This window comes from Streptomyces sp. NPDC001920, from assembly GCF_053594495.1.
In genome coordinates this window covers 177465-194021 of the sequence record NZ_JBSFEP010000002.1, presented here as the reverse complement: position 1 = coordinate 194021, position 16557 = coordinate 177465, and the positions used below count along the sequence as shown (strand labels likewise).

The following is a 16557-nucleotide window of genomic DNA, read 5'->3' as shown; positions in this document are numbered from 1 at the left end:
GGAGCGCCCCGCCGCACACTTCAACACTTGTCAACAACCCTTCATGCAAAGGTTGTTGGGCCGACACGCCCACCCAATCCTCTACCCGCCGGTAAGTCATAGAGTCGACACATGCGCCGAGCGAAAATCGTCTGCACCCTGGGCCCTGCCACCGACTCCTACGACCAGATAAAGGCACTGGTCGAAGCCGGAATGGACGTCGCCCGGTTCAACCTCAGCCACGGCAGCCACGCCGACCACGAGCAGCGCTACCAGCACGTGCGCAAAGCCTCCGACGAGACCGGCCGCAGCGTCGGCATCCTCGCCGACCTTCAAGGCCCGAAGATCCGCCTCGGCCGCTTCACCGAAGGCCCCGTACTCCTCGAACGCGGAGACACCTTCACCATCAGCGTCGAACAGGACACCGAAGGCGACCGCCACCAGTGCGGCACCACCTACGCCGGCCTCGCCGACGACGTCACCACCGGCGAACGCATCCTCGTCGACGACGGCAGAGTAACCCTGGAAGTCGCCTCCGTCGACGGCCCACGCGTACACACCACCGTCGTCGAAGGCGGCATGATCTCCGACAACAAGGGCCTCAACCTCCCCGGCGTCGCCGTCTCCGTCCCCGCCCTGTCCGACAAGGACGAAGACGACCTGCGCTGGGCCCTGCGCACCGGCTTCGACGTCATCGCGCTGTCCTTCGTCCGCTCCGGCCGCGACATCGAGGACGTCCACCGCATCATGGACGAAGAAGGCCGCCGCCTCCCGGTGATCGCCAAGGTGGAGAAGCCGCAGGCCGTCGACGCGATCGACGACATCGTGGCCGCCTTCGACGGCATCATGGTCGCGCGCGGCGACCTCGGCGTGGAGATGCCGCTGGAACAGGTCCCGATCGTCCAGAAACGGGCGATCAAGCTCGCCAAGCGCAACGCCAAGCCGGTCATCGTCGCCACCCAGATGCTCGACTCGATGATCGACAACTCCCGCCCGACGAGGGCGGAGGCTTCGGACGTGGCGAACGCGGTCATCGACGGCACCGACGCGGTGATGCTGTCCGGCGAGACCAGCGTCGGCAAGTACCCCATCGAAACCGTCCGCACCATGGCGAAGATCGTCGAGGCGGCCGAGGAGGACCTCCTCGCCAAGGGTCTGTCACCCCTGACCGAACGCAGCAAGCCCCGCACCCAGGCCGGCGCGGTCGCCCGCGCCGCGGCCGAGATCGGCGACTTCCTGGGCGCGAGGTTCCTGGTCGCCTTCACCCAGTCCGGCGACACGGCCCGCCGCCTCTCCCGCTATCGCTCCCCGATCCCCCTGCTGGCCTTCACCCCGGAACCGGCCACTCGGTCGCAGCTGAATCTGACGTGGGGCGTGGAGACGTTCCTGGGCCCGCACGTGGAATCGACGGACGCGATGGTCGACCAGGTGGACGAGCTGCTGCTGAAGTACGGCCGCTGCAAGAAGGGCGACACGGTCGTCATCACGGCGGGCTCGCCGCCCGGGGTCTCGGGCTCGACGAACATGGTGCGGGTGCATCACATCGGGGAGGACGACAGGCCCGAGTAGCGCATGCGGGGCCCCTCTTCGACCGAGGAGGGGCCCTCGGTGGTGCTCAGTGCTTGGGGCCCACGTGGGTGTCCATGAGGGTTACGGAGTCCTTGCGGGCGATGGAGATGTTGCGGTCGTTCGCACGTTTCCACTGGACCCCTACGGCGTCCAGCGTCTCCGTGAAGAGACGGATGATGTCGCCCGACAGGTTGGTGAAGAAGTACCGCGGATACTCGTAGCGCTTCTCCTCGCCTGCGACGAGGCGCGTCGTCCAGTTGATGACACGGCAGCCGTCGGAGTGGATGAGGCCTCGGACGAATTCCCATGGGTGTGCGTCGACGATTCCCCGCTGCCAGGGTACGAGGGTGATGGCGCGCTCGTGCTTTTTGCCGGGACCGTGCTGAGGGAAGAGGAAGGGCCAGTGCCGGGAGTAGCTGGTCACCATCGCGTATCCCTCCTTCTGCAGGGCGTGGACGCGGATGCCGGGACGAACCTTCGTGATGGCATCGCGGCATTCGCGCAGGAGGCCGGGCCAGGTGTCTGCACACGCGATGCGGAGGTAGAAACCGGTGCCACGTGGGTGCGCGCTGATGCAGCCGTCACCGAGGTAGAGGCCAAGGAGATAGGCGTACGCGCGGTTGTCGGCGGGTGGCCCGGGATCGGGGGTAGTCATGCGAGGCAGGGGCTCCAGACGGTGCCGCCAGGAGCGGATCGCCGCCCGGGATATTCCGGTCTCCTTGCTGATGGAGTTCAGGCTTCGCCCTTGTTCCACCAGGGTCAGTGCTCGCTTGCGTGTGCTGAGGTCGTACATGTGCACACTCTGTGAGAGTGATCCGGGCGACACGCAACAAAGAGGCGATGTTCACGAGAACGGGAACTTCCACTTTTTGTGGCATCCGTGGAATCGAAGGAAAGTGCCCCAGGTGGGATTCGAACCCACACTGTCCGCTGTTTGAGAGCGGCCTCTCTGACCAGTTGGAGTACTGGGGCCTTAGAAAAGAAGGATAAGTGCAACCCCTCGCGCACCTACCTTACCGCAGCTAGGTACGCTCTTGTCAGCAGTACCCCTGCCCCTGAACGAGGAGCCCCCGTGACCGCCCCCGAGTCGCCCCAGCCCGTAGACGCGCCCGACGACGACAAGTCGCACGTGCCTCCGCTGACGACCCGTGTCGTCATCGCCGAGGACGAGGCGCTGATCCGGCTCGATCTGAAAGAGATGCTCGAAGAAGAGGGGTACACCGTCGTCGGTGAGGCCGGTGATGGTGAGCAGGCTGTGGAGCTGGCCCGTGAGCACAGGCCGGACCTTGTCATCCTCGATGTGAAGATGCCGAAGCTGGATGGTATTTCGGCGGCGGAGAAGATCGCCGAGGAGTCGATCGCGCCGGTGTTGATGCTGACGGCGTTCTCGCAGCGGGATCTGGTGGAGCGTGCGCGGGACGCGGGTGCGATGGCGTATCTGGTGAAGCCGTTCAGCAAGAGTGATGTGGTGCCGGCGATCGAGATGGCGGTGTCGCGGTTCACGGAGCTGAAGGAGCTGGAGAAGGAGGTCGCTGACCTCACTCAGCGGCTGGAGACGCGCAAGCTGGTGGATCGTGCCAAGTCGATTCTGCAGACGCAGTACGGTCTGACCGAGCCGGCCGCGTTCCGGTGGATCCAGAAGACGTCGATGGACCGGCGGATGTCGATGCAGCAGGTGGCGGAGGCCGTGATCGAGGACGCCGAGGAGAAGAAGGCGGCCAAGGGCGGCTGACGCCGGGTGCTTTCCGTTGGTATGGGTGAGGCCCGCGTCCCCGGGAGGGGGGCGCGGGCCTCACTCGTGTGAGCGGGTGCTCAGTCCTCGCCGAGGTACGCCTTGCGTACGGATTCGTCGTGCAGGAGGTCCTGTCCGGTGCCGGAGAGGACGATCTTGCCGACTTCCATGACGTGGCCGTGGTCGGCCAGGGAGAGCGCGGCTTGGGCGTTCTGCTCGATGAGCAGGATGGTGGTGCCCTGGGACTTGAGTTCCTGGATGGTTGCCATGATCTTTTGCATCATGATCGGGGAGAGGCCCATGGAGGGCTCGTCGAGCATGAGCAGTTTCGGCTGGGACATCAGTGCCCGTCCCATGGCGAGCATCTGCTGCTCGCCGCCGGAGAGGGTGCCCGCGGCTTGCCTGCGGCGTTCTCCGAGGATGGGGAAGAGGTCGTAGGCGCGCTGGATGTCCTTCTCGATGCCTTCCTTGTCGTTGCGGAGGAAGGCGCCGAGGCGGAGGTTGTCCTCGATCGTCATGCGGGGGAAGATGTGCCGCCCCTCGGGGGAGTGGGCGAGTCCCAGTGAGACGACCTTGTGGGCGGGGATCTTCTTCAGCGATTTGCCGTCGAACCTGATGTCGCCGGACACGGGCTGGAGAAGGCCGGACAGGGTGCGCAGGGTGGTGGTCTTTCCGGCGCCGTTGGTGCCGATGAGGGTGACGACCTCGCCCGCGTTCACCTTGAACGAGATGCCCTTGACGGCTTCGATCTTGCCGTAGGCGACCCTGAGGTCTTCGACCTCGAGCAGTGCGGTCACTTGTCGTCCCCTTCTGTGGTGCTCTGCGCCTCGGCGTCGGCCTCCGCGGCCTCGACCTCGGCGGCTTCCTCCTTGCCCGGCGCGCCTTCGAAGGGTGTGCCGAGGTAGGCGGCGATGACGCGTTCGTCGGCCTGGACGACTTCGGCGGGGCCTTCGACGATCTTCTCGCCCTGGACGAGCACGGCGACTCGGTCGCAGAGGTTCATGATGAACCGGATGTCGTGCTCGATGACGAGGACGGCGATGCCCTTGTCGCGGATGGCGAAGATGAGCTCTTCGGCGGCCCGGGTCTCCTGCGGGTTCATGCCGGCGGTCGGTTCGTCGAGGAGGAGCAGACCGGGCTCGCTCGCGAGTGCCCGGGCGATCTCCAGCTTGCGCTGTTCGCCGTAGGGCAGGTTGCGGGCGAGGTGGTCGGCCTTGGCGGCGAGACCGGTGAACTCCAGGAGTTCCATGGCCCGGGCTCGTGACTCCTCCTCGGCCTTCTTGAAGCCGGGCAGGCGCAGGAGGGCCGACCAGAGGCCTTCCTTGGTGCGGGTGTGTCGTCCGACCAGCACGTTTTCCAGGACGGTCATGTTGGCGAAGAGCCGGATGTTCTGGAAGGTGCGGGCGATGCCGGCCTGGGTGACCAGGTGCGGCTTGGGCGGCAGGACGGTGTCTTTGTAGGCGACCTTGCCCTCGGTCGGCACGTAGAGGCCGGTGAGGCAGTTGAAGAAGGTCGTCTTGCCGGCGCCGTTGGGGCCGATGAGGCCGACGATCTCACCGGTGTTGACGGTGAGGTTGACGTCGCGTACGGCGGTGAGGCCGCCGAAGCGCATGGTGACGCCGCTTGCGTCGAGCACTGTGGTGCTGGTGGGTGTTGTCGTGGTGGTGGTCATGGCGGTCACGCCCCTGCCTTCGCGACGCCGGTCGCGCCTTCGGGCAATGGCTTGTCCTCCGGTACGTCGAGCTGTCCGGTCTCGTGGAATTCGAGCTGCTTCCTGCGGTCGGCGACGAGGCCCTCGGGGCGGTAGCGCATCAGCAGCATCAGTGCGATGCCGAAGAGCAGCAGCTGGTACTCCGCCATGAACTGGAGCTTGGCCGGGATGAGGTAGAGCAGCGCGGCGCCGATGAGGGGGCCGCTGATGGTGCCCATGCCGCCGAGGATGACGGCGGCGAGCAGGAAGGCCGAGTTCGGCGGTACGGAGCCGGCGAACTGGTACTGCTCGGGGGTGACGCTGTAGGACACGTGGGCCTGGACGGTGCCGGCGAGGCCGGCGAGGCAGGCGCCGAGTGCGAAGGCGAGGAGCTTGAGGCGGAAGCCGTTGATGCCCATGGCGGTGGCGGCGGTCTCGTCCTCGCGGATGGCGACCCAGGCGCGGCCGATGCGGGATTCCGCGGAGCGGCGGAAGACCAGGACGACGATGGCCGTGCACAGCAGCATCAGCAGGTAGTAGTTGCCGGAGCGGGTGAGTTCGGTGCCCAGGACGTCGTGGGGCAGCCCGAGGTTGAACCCGAAGATCTCCAGGTCCGGGATGTTGGGGATGCCGTTGGAGCCGTTGGTGACGTCGGGTCCGCTGTTGCCGTTCAGGTTGTTCATGGTGATGCGGAAGATCTCACCGAAACCGAGCGTCACGATGGCGAGGTAGTCGCCGCGCAGTCGCAGGGTGGGGGCGCCGATGACCACGCCGAAGATCAGCGAGGCGGCGGCACCGGTGAGGACCGCTGCCCAGAACGGGAATTCGACGCCGATGCTCGACTGCGGGGAGCCGGAGACCAGGGCGGCGGCGTAGGCGCCGACGCCGAGGAAGGCGACGTATCCGAGGTCGAGGAGGCCGGCGAGGCCGACGACGACGTTGAGGCCCAGGGCGACCGTGGCGAAGATGAGGATGTTCGCGCCGATGAGGGCGAACTGGTCGTTGGTCTGGGTGAAGGGGAAGCAGATCGCCGCGACGAAGGCCGCTGTCATGGCGACGTTGCGGTGCTTGGCGGTGAGGTGCGAGAGCCGCTTGAGGAGGCCGGCGCGGGTGACGGCGGTGAAGCCGAAGGCCGTGACGATCAGGAAGCCGATGAACAGTTCGGAGTACTCGGTGCCGATGCCGTACGCGAAGACGTACAGGCCGACGCCGAAGCCGGCGGCGATGATGAGGATTTCGGCCCAGGAGGGCAGGTCCTTGGCGCGGCCGGGCTCGGGGGCGCTGAGGGAGTGGCGGATGCGGCCCCAGAGGCTGGGGGTCGGGTCGTCGGCGCCGTAGGGCTGGTCGACCGGGAGGCCGAGGGCGCCGATGAGGGCGACGAGGGCGCCGATGCCGGAGACCCAGGCGCCGGGTTCGAGGTTGACGAGGCCGCCGAGTTCGTAGCTGATGGCGCCGATGGCGTAGCCCGTGGTGCCGAACACGCCGAGGGCGGCGAGCAGGACGGGGCTGTTCTTGCCGCCGGGGGTGAGCCAGCCGAGGCCGCGGATCCCGTAGCCGGAGAGGGCGAACAGCAGGGTGAGCAGTGCTCCCACGAGCGTGAGCACCTGCAGGCCGCCGGGGTAGCCGGTGACGGTGAGGTTGCCGGGGAAGTCCTCGGTCCAGGTCCAGGCGAGGAAGGTGCCTGCGAGGGCGAGGGCGGAGCCGGCGACTGCGAGTGTGCGTGCCGCGGCGGCGGGGATCGGGATGATCGGGGTGGCCGGGGCGGTGGACACCTTGGGGGTGTCGGTGATCTTTTCCATGGGGGTTTCGGTGGTCATGGGTATCACGCCCGATCCGAGACGCGTTCGCCGAGCAGGCCTTGTGGCCTGAACAGGAGGACGAGGATGAGCAGGCTGAAGGCCCATACGTCCTTCCAGGCGCCGCCGCCGAAGAGTTCCATGCCGGGGATGTCGCCGATGTAGCCGGTGGCGAGGGACTCGGCGACTCCGAGGACGACGCCGCCGAGCATGGCGCCGTAGATGTTGCCGATGCCGCCGAGGACGGCTGCGGTGAAGGCCTTGAGGCCCATCAGGAAGCCCATGCGGAAGCCGACCTGGCCGTTCTTCAGGCCGTAGGCGACGGCGGCGATGGCGGCGAACGCGGCACCGATGGCGAAGGCCATGACGATGATGCGGTCGGTGTTGATGCCCATCAGTTTGGCGGTGTCGGGGTCCTGGGCGGTGGCCTGCATGCCGCGGCCGGAGCGCGTCTTGTTGACGAAGAGGCCGAGGGCGATCATGCACAGCGGGGCGGCGATCAGCACGAAGAGGTCGCCGCGCTGGACGTTGGCGCCCAGGATGTCGATGGGGCCGCCTTCGAACTGCGGGAAGGGCTGGTCCTTCTTCGCGTCGGGGTACCACATCCATACGGCCTGCTGGAGGACGATGGACAGGCCGATGGCGGTGATGAGGGGTGCCAGGCGTGGCGCGCTGCGCAGTGGCCGGTAGGCGAAGCGTTCCGCCGCGGTGGCGACGGCCACCGAGACGACGACGCCGGCGAGGATCATGAGGGGGATCGCGGCGCCGAGGGCGAAGCCTTCGGGGAGTATCAGCCAGACGGTGAGGGCGCCGAAGCCCCCGACCATGAATATCTCGCCGTGGGCGAAGTTGATGAGCTGGACGATGCCGTAGACCATCGTGTAGCCGATCGCGATGAGTCCGTACATCGCGCCGAGGATGAGTCCATTGGCCAGCTGTTGCGGCAGTTCGTTCACCGCAGGGCCTCCGTGGAGTGGTTCGGATATGGCGCCGCGCGGGAGCGCTGGTGGGCGTCCCGCGCGGCCTGGATCAATGTGTGATGGGGGAGGGTTCTTTACTCGTCCTCTGCTCAGCCCAGCTTGGGTTCGCCGCTGAACTCCGGCGCCCACGCGTTCTTCTTGACCTTGTAGGCGGTCATCGTGTGGTTGGTGGTGTCACCGAACTCGTCGAAGGAGATGGGGCCGGTGACGCCGTCGAACTTGACCTTCGCCATGGCGTCGAGGACTGCCTTGCGGCCGTCGGACGGGAGCTTGCCGTCGTTGCCCTCGACCGCCAGCTTGACGGCCTCGATGATGGCCCAGGTGGCGTCGTAGGTGAGGCCGCCGTAGGCCTCGTAGTCGTCCTCGTAGCCCGCGGCCTCGTAGTTCTTGATGAACGTCTTGGCGGAGTCGAGCTTCTCGACGGGCTCGCCCACGGAGGTGGCGAGGTCGCCTTCGGCCTTCTTGTTGAGCTTGGGGAACTCGCCGGAGTAGATGCCGTCGCCGCCCATGAGCGGGATGTTCTGGCCGCTGTCCTTGAGCTGCTGGCTCAGCGGGGCCGCGGCCGGGTACTCGCCGCCGTAGTAGAGGGCTTCGGCGCCGGTCTTCTTGATCTTGGCGACCACGGCGTTGAAGTCGCGGTCGTCGGGGTTGATGTGGTCGGTGCCGACGATCTTGCCGCCGAACTTGGTGAAGTTCGTCTTGAAGGAGGCGGCGAGGCCGGCGCCGTAGGTCTTCTGGTCGTCGATCAGGTAGACCTTCTTGATCTTCGCCTGGTTGTACAGGTAGTCGGCGGCGAAGGCGCCCTGGATCTCGTCCGTGGTGGCGGTGCGGAAGAAGGTCTTGAACTGGCGGACCGAGTTGCCGGTCTTCCAGCCGTCGCCCTGGGTGAGCTCGGTGCCGGTGTTGGCGGGCGAGATCTGGGTCAGGCCGGCGTCGTTGAACGGCTTCTGCATCTGCTGGGAGACGCTGGAGTTCAGCGGGCCGACGACGCCGAGGACGTCCTTGTTGCTGATGAACTTCTGGGCGTTCTGCTGGCCGACGGAGGGCTGGGCCTGGTCGTCGAGGGGCTCGATCTTGAACTCGACGCCCTTGACGAACTCCTCCTTGTTGGCGGTCTTGGCGGCGAGGTCGGCGGAGTTCTTCATGCCGAGGCCGAGTGCGGACAGGTCGCCGGTCAGCGGGGCGTCGAGGCCGATCACCACGGTGGTCTTGTCGCCGTTGCTGCTGTTGCCGCCCTCGTCACGCGACCCACACGCCGTGAGTGTCAGCGATCCCGCCGCGAGTGCAGCGGTTATGGCGATGATCGAACGTTGACGCACGAATCAGGTCCTTTCCCTGGCACGGCGGCTCCCCGTGGAACGCGCCGAGTCGAGCGCGGGGCCGAAGTGGCTTCGAATCCGGTGGCTCGGTGACTGGCGGTGACTCTAAGCGGGTGAAGGGAACATGGAGGAGGGCCTGACGAAGGCTGTGACGCTCTTGTTATGACACGAGGTAATGCAGAGCGGTACTCGGTGGGGGGAAGAGCGGATTTCAGGCCGATTCGCCCTGTCCACATAGTGAGAACTCGCAGCGTTCGCGCGTAGCTTCTTCACGAGTGTTCACGGGTTTTGGTGATTACCGCGGTCGTTGCTGAAGGCTACCTGAGCTTCTTCGGGGGTTCGCGGGTGGGGGGCTCCAAGCTGAAGCACCCGGGGTCTGTATTGCGCCTGTATTACGCAGAGTTACGGACGGGAAAGGTGCTCGGCTTTCCTCGGCCTTTTCGTGTATGGGCCACGAAAGTGGAATTGCGGATTACGGCACTCAGTCCCATGGCCCTCCGGTCGGCTCGCCGTTTCGGTGCCGTTCCTCGCGCAACTCCCGTGCCCCCAGGGGCGCGCGGGCGGCCGGCCGCCCGTCCGTCCTCGCGCAGGCGTTCCGGCCGGGCCGGGGCCGGGTCCCCGCGGAGCAAGGCTCGGCGGCCGTCGCAGAGGTCCTTCGGGCGGGGGTCGCCGCGGGCGGGGGTCGCCGTACGTGTCGGCGGCCGCCGTACGTGCCGGAGGGCGCCGTACGTGTCGGCGGTCGGCGTTCCGCGCGACCGTCCGCCGTGGTCAGGGTGCGCGGCCGCGCGGGCGAAGTCGCCGCAGGGACGGGCGAGTCGGTGACCCGCCCGGTCCTGGTCTCGTCGTGCCCGGGTCCGGAGCCCGGAGCCCGTGGCTCGGCTGCCGTATCCGGACGCCGGGCCGGCGGTCGGCGGCATCGGCTGGGGTGTCACCCCCGTCCGTCGGGCCTCTCCCGTCGTCATGTCCCGACCGTATGCCGCTCGGCGCTCCAGTTCAACGGCCGGAAAACACAAGGGCGTTGGCGTCGAGTGCATTCGGCCGCGGCGGTGTGCGTGCGGGCGAAGCGAGGGTGCCGCCGCGGCGCCCGTGATCGGCGAGGATCTTGCCGACCGGGAGTGCGTCGACGTGCCGGTGTCCGGGCACCGCGGCCACGTCGGTCCGCAGCAGCCTCACGGGCGCCGCCTCCCTCGCCCCTGGGGCGGGCGGGCCGGCCGTCGCCGCCGGGCTCTCGGAGCGGCGGTGGCTCAGGAAGGCTGGTGGACCCGGACGCCTCGCCGGGCGGTCGGGGCGCATTGCGCGGACGAGTCCGCGCAGGATCAGTCCGTGTTCCGCATGCGCTCCTCGTCGCTGGGGTTCACGTCCCGCAGCAGGCAGGTCAGTCGTGCGCTGCACACCCGCCGCCCCTGCTCGTCGCTGATCACGATCTCGTACGTCGCCGTCGAGCGGCCCCGGTGCAGGGGAGTGGCCACTCCGGTGACGAGGCCGGAGCGGGCGCCGCGGTGGTGGGTGCAGTTGAGGTCGACGCCGACCGCGATCTTCGAGCTGCCGGCGTGCAGCATCGACCCCACCGACCCGAGCGTCTCGGCGAGGACCGCGGAGGCGCCGCCGTGCAGCAGGCCGTACGGCTGGGTGTTGCCCTCCACCGGCATGGTGCCGACGACGCGCTCGGCCGACGCCTCCAGGATCTGCACGCCCATGCGGGTGCCGAGGTGCCCGGCGGAGAACAGGGCCGGCAGGTCGACGCCGAGCGCGGCGTACTCGTCGATGACCTCTTGCGGGAACTTCACGTGCTGCTGCTCGCCCATGGGGCCCGGCTCCGTTCGTCGTGACCAGTCGGTGACGTGACCATCGGGTGACGTCGGCTGAGCAAACGCTCAGTCGGTCGCCGATTGTTCCAGACGGACCACGACGGACTTGCTGGCCGGGGTGTTGCTGGTGTCCGCGGTGGCGTCCAGCGGCACGAGGACGTTGGTCTCCGGGTAGTAGGCGGCCGCGCAGCCCCGGGCCGTCGGGTAGAGCACCACCCGGAAGCCGGGCGCCCGCCGCTCGACGCCGTCCTTCCACTCGCCCACCAGGTCGACGTACGAGCCGTCGGCGAGGTTCAGCCGCTGAGCGTCCTCGGGGTTGACCAGGACGACCCGGCGGCCGTTCCTGATGCCGCGGTAACGGTCGTCCAGGCCGTAGATCGTGGTGTTGTACTGGTCGTGCGACCGCAGGGTCTGCAGCAGCAGCCGCCCCTCGGGAAGCCTCGGGTACTCGACGGCCGCCGCGGTGAAGTTGGCCTTGCCCGTGGCCGTCGGGAAGCGGCGCTCGTCGCGCGGGGCGTGAGGGAGCGTGAAGCCGCCGGGGCGGGCCACGCGCGCGTTGAAGTCCTCGAAGCCCGGGATCACACGGGCGATACGGTCCCGGATCGTCGCGTAGTCCTTCTCGAACTCCTCCCAGGGCGTCGCGCTGCGCTCACCCAGCACGCGTCGTGCCAGCCGGCAGACGATGGCCGGTTCCGACAGCAGGTGCGCGCTCGCGGGCTCCAGACGGCCCCGGGAGGCGTGCACCATGCCCATGGAGTCCTCGACGGTCACGAACTGCTCGCCGCTGCCCTGCAGATCGCGCTCGGTGCGGCCCAGCGTCGGCAGGATCAGCGCGCGGGCCCCGGTGACGGCATGGCTCCGGTTGAGCTTCGTCGACACGTGCACGGTCAGCCGGGCCCGCCGCATCGCCGCCTCGGTGACGTCCGTGTCGGGCGTCGCGGCCACGAAGTTGCCGCCCATCGCGAAGAACACCTTCGCCTCACCGTCGCGCAGCGCGCGGATGGCCCCTACGACGTCGTAGCCGTGCTCGCGCGGGGGCGCGAACCCGAACTCCTTCTCCAGGGCGTCCAGGAAGGCCGGCGCGGGCCGCTCGAAGATGCCCATCGTGCGGTCGCCCTGCACGTTCGAGTGGCCGCGCACCGGGCACACGCCCGCGCCCGGGCGGCCGATGTTCCCGCGCAGCAGGAGGAAGTTGACGACCTCGCGGATGGTCGGCACGGAGTGCTTGTGCTGGGTGAGGCCCATGGCCCAGCAGACGATCGTGCGTCGCGAGGCCAGGACCATCGCCATGGCCTTCTCGATGTCCGCGCGCGTGAGGCCGGTCGCGGTCAGCGTCTCGTCCCAGTCGGCGGCGCGGGCCGCCTCGGCGAACTCCTCGTAGCCGTGGGTGTGTTCGCGGACGAACTCCTCGTCGACGGCGCCCTGCGTCTCCAGGATCAGCTTGTTGAGCAGACGGAACAGCGCCTGGTCGCCGCCGATGCGGATCTGGAGGAACAGGTCGGTGAGCGCGGCGCCGGTCATCAGGCCCTTGGGCGTCTGCGGGTTCTTGAACCGCTCCAGGCCCGCCTCCGGCAGGGGGTTGACGGTGATGATCCGCGTCCCGCCCGCCTTGGCCTTCTCCAGGGCGGAGAGCATGCGCGGATGGTTCGTCCCCGGGTTCTGTCCCGCGACGATGATCAGGTCCGCCTTGTAGAGGTCCTCCAGCAGGACACTGCCCTTGCCGATGCCGATGGTCTCGGACAGGGCCGACCCCGACGACTCGTGGCACATGTTCGAGCAGTCCGGGAGGTTGTTGGTGCCGAGCTCGCGCGCGAAGAGCTGATAGAGGAACGCCGCCTCGTTGCTGGTGCGGCCGGAGGTGTAGAAGACGGCCTCGTCGGGGGAGCCCAGGGCGGTGATCTCCTCGGCGACGATGTCGAAGGCACGCTCCCAGGTCACCGGCTCGTAATGGGTGCCGCCCTCCGGCAGGTACACGGGGTGGGTGAGCCGGCCCTGCTGCCCGAGCCAGTAGCCGCTGCGGGTCGCGAGATCGGCGACGGAGTGCGCGGCGAAGAACTCCGGGGTGACCCGGCGCAGCGTCGCCTCCTCGGCCACCGCCTTGGCGCCGTTCTCACAGAACTCCGCCCTGTGCCGGTGCTCGGGCTCCGGCCAGGCGCACCCCGGGCAGTCGAAGCCGTCCTTCTGGTTGACCCGCAGCAACGTCAGCGCGGTGCGCTTCACACCCATCTGCTGGTGCGCCATGCGCAGGGAGTGCCCGATGGCAGGCAGCCCCGCGGCAGCATGCTTGGGCTCGGCGATCTGCGGCGCGTCCTGAACCGGATCACCCTTGGGCGGCTTGCTGGCCATCGCGCACTCCTCTTCGTGTACACGTGTGAGGTACGTCTCCGATCCTCGCACGTGCCACGGACAGCGCCGGGGGCGGGCGAGCCCGCCGGGACGGTGCGGGAGAGGGGTGCCGGACACCGGGTGCCCACGTCGTACGGCCCGCTCCTGCCGCCGCCCGCCGTCCTCCGCGGCGGCGGTGACCCCCGACGGGGACCGAGTGTCAGTGGGGCGTGGCAGGATCGGGGGCGTGGCAGAGACAGCATCGAAGCAGACCGACAGCACCCCCGGCGGCAGCCGGCCCCGCCTGATGCTCATGGACGGGCACTCGCTGGCCTACCGTGCGTTCTTCGCGCTGCCCGCGGAGAACTTCACGACGGCGACGGGCCAGCCCACGAACGCGATCTACGGCTTCGCGTCGATGCTGGCCAACACGTTGCGTGACGAGGCGCCCACCCACTTCGCGGTGGCCTTCGACGTGTCCCGCAAGACCTGGCGCTCCGAGGAGTTCACGGAGTACAAGGCGAACCGCTCCAAGACCCCGGACGAGTTCAAGGGCCAGGTCGAGCTGATCGGCGAGCTGCTCGACGCGATGAACGCCCAGCGCTTCGCGGTCGAGGGCTTCGAGGCGGACGACGTCATCGCCACGCTCGCCACCCAGGCCGAGGCCGCGGGCTTCGAGGTGCTGATCGTCACCGGCGACCGCGACTCCTTCCAGTTGGTCAGCGAGCACACCACGGTGCTGTACCCGACGAAGGGCGTCTCCGAGCTGACCCGGTTCACCCCGGAGAAGGTCTTCGAGAAGTACGCGTTGACGCCCGCCCAGTACCCCGACTTCGCGGCCCTGCGCGGCGACCCCTCCGACAACCTGCCGGGCATCCCGGGCGTCGGCGAGAAGACGGCCGCGAAGTGGATCAACCAGTTCGGTTCGTTCGCCGAGCTCGTCGAGCGCGTCGACGAGGTCAAGGGCAAGGCCGGACAGAACCTGCGCGACCACCTGGAGTCGGTCAAGCTCAACCGCCGGCTCACCGAGCTGGAGCGCGGCGTCGAGCTGCCGAAGACCGTCGCCGACCTCGCGCGCGTCCCGTACGACCGCAAGGCCGTCGCGATGATCCTCGACACCCTGGAGATCCGTAACCCCTCCCTGCGGGAGCGGCTCTTCGGTGTCGACCCCGGAGCCGAGGAGGCCGAGGCCACCCCGATCTCCACCGACGGTGTGGAACTGGACGGCGCGGTGCTCGGCACCGGCGAGCTGGCCCCCTGGCTGGCGGAGCGTGGCGGCGAGGTCCTGGGCGTGGCCACCGTCGACGCCTGGGCACTGGGCGCCGGCTCGGTCGCAGAGGTCGCGCTCGCCGCGGCCGACGGCGCGGCCTGCTGGTTCGACCCGTCGCAGCTGGACGAGGCCGACGAGAAGGCGTTCGCGGCCTGGCTGGCCGACGCCGACAAGCCGAAGGTCTTCCACAACGCCAAGGGCGCGATGCGGGTCTTCGCCGAACACGGCTGGAGCATCGACGGCGTGCGCATGGACACCGCGCTCGCCGCCTACCTGGTCAAGCCGGGCCGCCGCTCCTTCGACCTCGACGCGCTGTCCCTGGAGTACCTGCACCGCGAGCTGGCCCCCGCCGCCGCGGCCGACGGTCAGCTGGCCTTCGGCACGGACGACGGCGCCGAGGCCGAGGCACTGATGGTCCAGGCCCGCGCCGTCCTCGACCTGGGCGAGGCCTTCGCCGGGCGCCTCGAGGAGGTCGGCGCCGCGGACCTCCTGCGGGACGTGGAGCTGCCGACCTCCGCCCTGCTGGCCCGCATGGAGCGGCACGGCATCGCCGCCGACCGCGCCCACCTGGAGGCCATGGAGCAGATGTTCGCGGGCGCCGTGCAGCAGGCCGTGAAGGAGGCGCACGCGGCGGCGGGCCACGAGTTCAACCTGGGCTCGCCCAAGCAGCTCCAGGAGGTCCTCTTCGGCGAACTCGCCCTGCCCAAGACGAAGAAGACCAAGACGGGCTACACCACGGACGCCGACGCCCTGGCCTGGCTCGCCACCCAGACCGACAACGAACTGCCGGTCATCATGCTCCGCCACCGCGAGCAGGCGAAGCTGCGCGTCACCGTCGAGGGCCTGATCAAGACGATCGCGGCGGACGGCCGTATCCACACGACGTTCAACCAGACGGTGGCGGCGACCGGCCGCCTCTCCTCGACGGACCCGAATCTGCAGAACATCCCGGTGCGCACCGACGAGGGCCGGGCGATCCGCCGCGGCTTCGTGGTCGGCGAGGGCTTCGAGTCCCTGATGACGGCGGACTACAGCCAGATCGAGCTGCGTGTGATGGCGCATCTGTCCGAGGACGAGGGCCTGATCGAGGCGTTCACCTCGGGCGAGGACCTGCACACCACGGCCGCTTCCCAGGTCTTCGCCGTCGAGCCCGCCGCGGTGGACGCCGAGATGCGCCGCAAGATCAAGGCGATGTCGTACGGCCTGGCCTACGGGCTGTCGGCCTTCGGTCTCTCCCAGCAGCTGAACATCGAGGCCGCGGAAGCCCGCGCGCTGATGGACGCCTACTTCGAGCGCTTCGGCGGGGTCCGCGACTACCTGCGCCGCGCGGTGGACGAGGCCCGGTCGACGGGCTACACGGCGACCCTCTTCGGCCGCCGCCGCTACCTCCCCGACCTCAACAGCGACAACCGCCAGCGCCGCGAGGCGGCCGAGCGCATGGCCCTGAACGCCCCCATCCAGGGCACGGCGGCCGACATCGTCAAGATCGCCATGCTCAACGTGGACCGGGCCCTGCGCGAGGCGGACCTCACCTCCCGCATGCTCCTCCAGGTCCACGACGAGATCGTCCTGGAGATCGCCCCCGGCGAACGCGAGGCGGCCGAGGACCTGGTCCGCCGCGAGATGTCCAACGCGGTCGACCTCCGGGTCCCCCTGGGCGTCTCGGTGGGCGCGGGCGCCGACTGGGAGTCCGCCGCGCACTAGTTCGGCGGCACAGCCACTGCCCGATGCCGGGCCAGGTCCCCGACCGGCCCGGCATCGCCGTCACCTGCTCAGGGAGCGGACAGGGTGACGCCCCCGAGGGGCGCGGGGAACTGCGCGACCCGCCACAGCGCGCCCGCGGCCGCGCAGCAGGCACCGGCCGGGCAGACACGAGTGCGCGGCGCTCACACACCTCGTAGCCCCAGGCGCTCAGCACCGGGCAGCCCCCCCGTGCCCTGGCCGTCCCGGCATCGGGCTGACCCCTTCAGAAGCCGGACTGAAACCCCCCAGGGGCGCGGGGAACTGCGCGACCCGCCACAGCGCGCCCGCGGCCGCGCAGCAGGCACCGGCCGGGCAGACACGAGTGCGCGGCGCTCACACACCTCGT

General features: G+C 69.0%; 12 protein-coding genes and 1 tRNA gene. 3 read left to right on the top strand and 10 right to left on the bottom strand.

From position 1 onward, the window contains the following. Positions 1–111: 111 nt before the first annotated feature. Positions 112–1548 carry a pyruvate kinase gene (gene pyk / locus ACWCPI_RS03450; protein WP_451036510.1) on the top strand — a complete coding sequence of 479 codons (1437 nt, stop codon included), beginning with the start codon at positions 112–114 and terminating at the stop codon, positions 1546–1548. A 46-nt stretch (positions 1549–1594) separates the two neighbouring features. Here the strand turns inward: pyk and ACWCPI_RS03445 are convergent, their stop codons facing one another. Both ACWCPI_RS03445 and ACWCPI_RS03440 read right to left on the bottom strand, forming a co-directional pair. Continuing rightward, positions 1595–2341 (bottom strand): helix-turn-helix domain-containing protein, encoded by a 747-nt coding sequence (locus tag ACWCPI_RS03445; RefSeq protein ID WP_451036509.1) that lies wholly within the window; start codon positions 2339–2341, stop codon positions 1595–1597. Positions 2342–2445: 104 nt separating this feature from the next. Next, positions 2446–2520: transfer RNA gene (locus tag ACWCPI_RS03440), tRNA-Leu, on the bottom strand. Positions 2521–2620: 100 nt separating this feature from the next. Between ACWCPI_RS03440 and ACWCPI_RS03435 the strand changes: the two genes are divergently transcribed. After that, positions 2621–3280, top strand: coding sequence for an ANTAR domain-containing response regulator (locus ACWCPI_RS03435; protein ID WP_019756116.1), 660 nt, complete (start codon positions 2621–2623; stop codon positions 3278–3280). Between the two features lie 80 nt (positions 3281–3360). On the opposite strand, the gene ACWCPI_RS03430 is transcribed toward ACWCPI_RS03435, so the two are convergent. The 8 genes from ACWCPI_RS03430 to ACWCPI_RS03395 form a co-directional block, all read right to left on the bottom strand. Then, positions 3361–4077, bottom strand: coding sequence for an ABC transporter ATP-binding protein (locus tag ACWCPI_RS03430; protein ID WP_451036508.1), 717 nt, complete (start codon positions 4075–4077; stop codon positions 3361–3363). Further along, positions 4074–4952, bottom strand: coding sequence for an ABC transporter ATP-binding protein (locus ACWCPI_RS03425; protein ID WP_451036507.1), 879 nt, complete (start codon positions 4950–4952; stop codon positions 4074–4076). The genes ACWCPI_RS03430 and ACWCPI_RS03425 overlap by 4 nt, the downstream gene beginning before the upstream one ends. Positions 4953–4957: 5 nt before the next feature. After that, the gene (locus ACWCPI_RS03420) at positions 4958–6769 is read right to left on the bottom strand and encodes a branched-chain amino acid ABC transporter permease (protein WP_451036813.1); all 1812 of its coding nucleotides are present in this window, start codon (positions 6767–6769) and stop codon (positions 4958–4960) included. Positions 6770–6792: 23 nt separating this feature from the next. Then, on the bottom strand, positions 6793–7722 hold the full coding sequence (locus tag ACWCPI_RS03415) for a branched-chain amino acid ABC transporter permease (protein WP_451036506.1): 930 nt from the start codon (positions 7720–7722) through the stop codon (positions 6793–6795). 113 nt (positions 7723–7835) lie between these two features. Beyond that, positions 7836–9065, bottom strand: coding sequence for a branched-chain amino acid ABC transporter substrate-binding protein (locus tag ACWCPI_RS03410; protein ID WP_451036505.1), 1230 nt, complete (start codon positions 9063–9065; stop codon positions 7836–7838). A gap of 993 nt (positions 9066–10058) precedes the next feature. Further along, the gene (locus tag ACWCPI_RS03405; RefSeq protein ID WP_451036504.1) at positions 10059–10238 is read right to left on the bottom strand and encodes a hypothetical protein; all 180 of its coding nucleotides are present in this window, start codon (positions 10236–10238) and stop codon (positions 10059–10061) included. Between the two features lie 143 nt (positions 10239–10381). After that, positions 10382–10870, bottom strand: coding sequence for a hotdog fold thioesterase (locus ACWCPI_RS03400; protein ID WP_451036503.1), 489 nt, complete (start codon positions 10868–10870; stop codon positions 10382–10384). A gap of 69 nt (positions 10871–10939) precedes the next feature. Then, positions 10940–13219: an FdhF/YdeP family oxidoreductase gene (locus ACWCPI_RS03395; RefSeq protein ID WP_451036502.1), complete on the bottom strand. Its 2280-nt coding sequence runs from the start codon at positions 13217–13219 to the stop codon at positions 10940–10942. Between the two features lie 226 nt (positions 13220–13445). On the opposite strand from ACWCPI_RS03395, the gene polA reads away from it, so the two are divergent. Then, positions 13446–16172 (top strand): DNA polymerase I, encoded by a 2727-nt coding sequence (gene polA / locus ACWCPI_RS03390; RefSeq protein ID WP_451036501.1) that lies wholly within the window; start codon positions 13446–13448, stop codon positions 16170–16172. Positions 16173–16557: the final 385 nt, after the last annotated feature.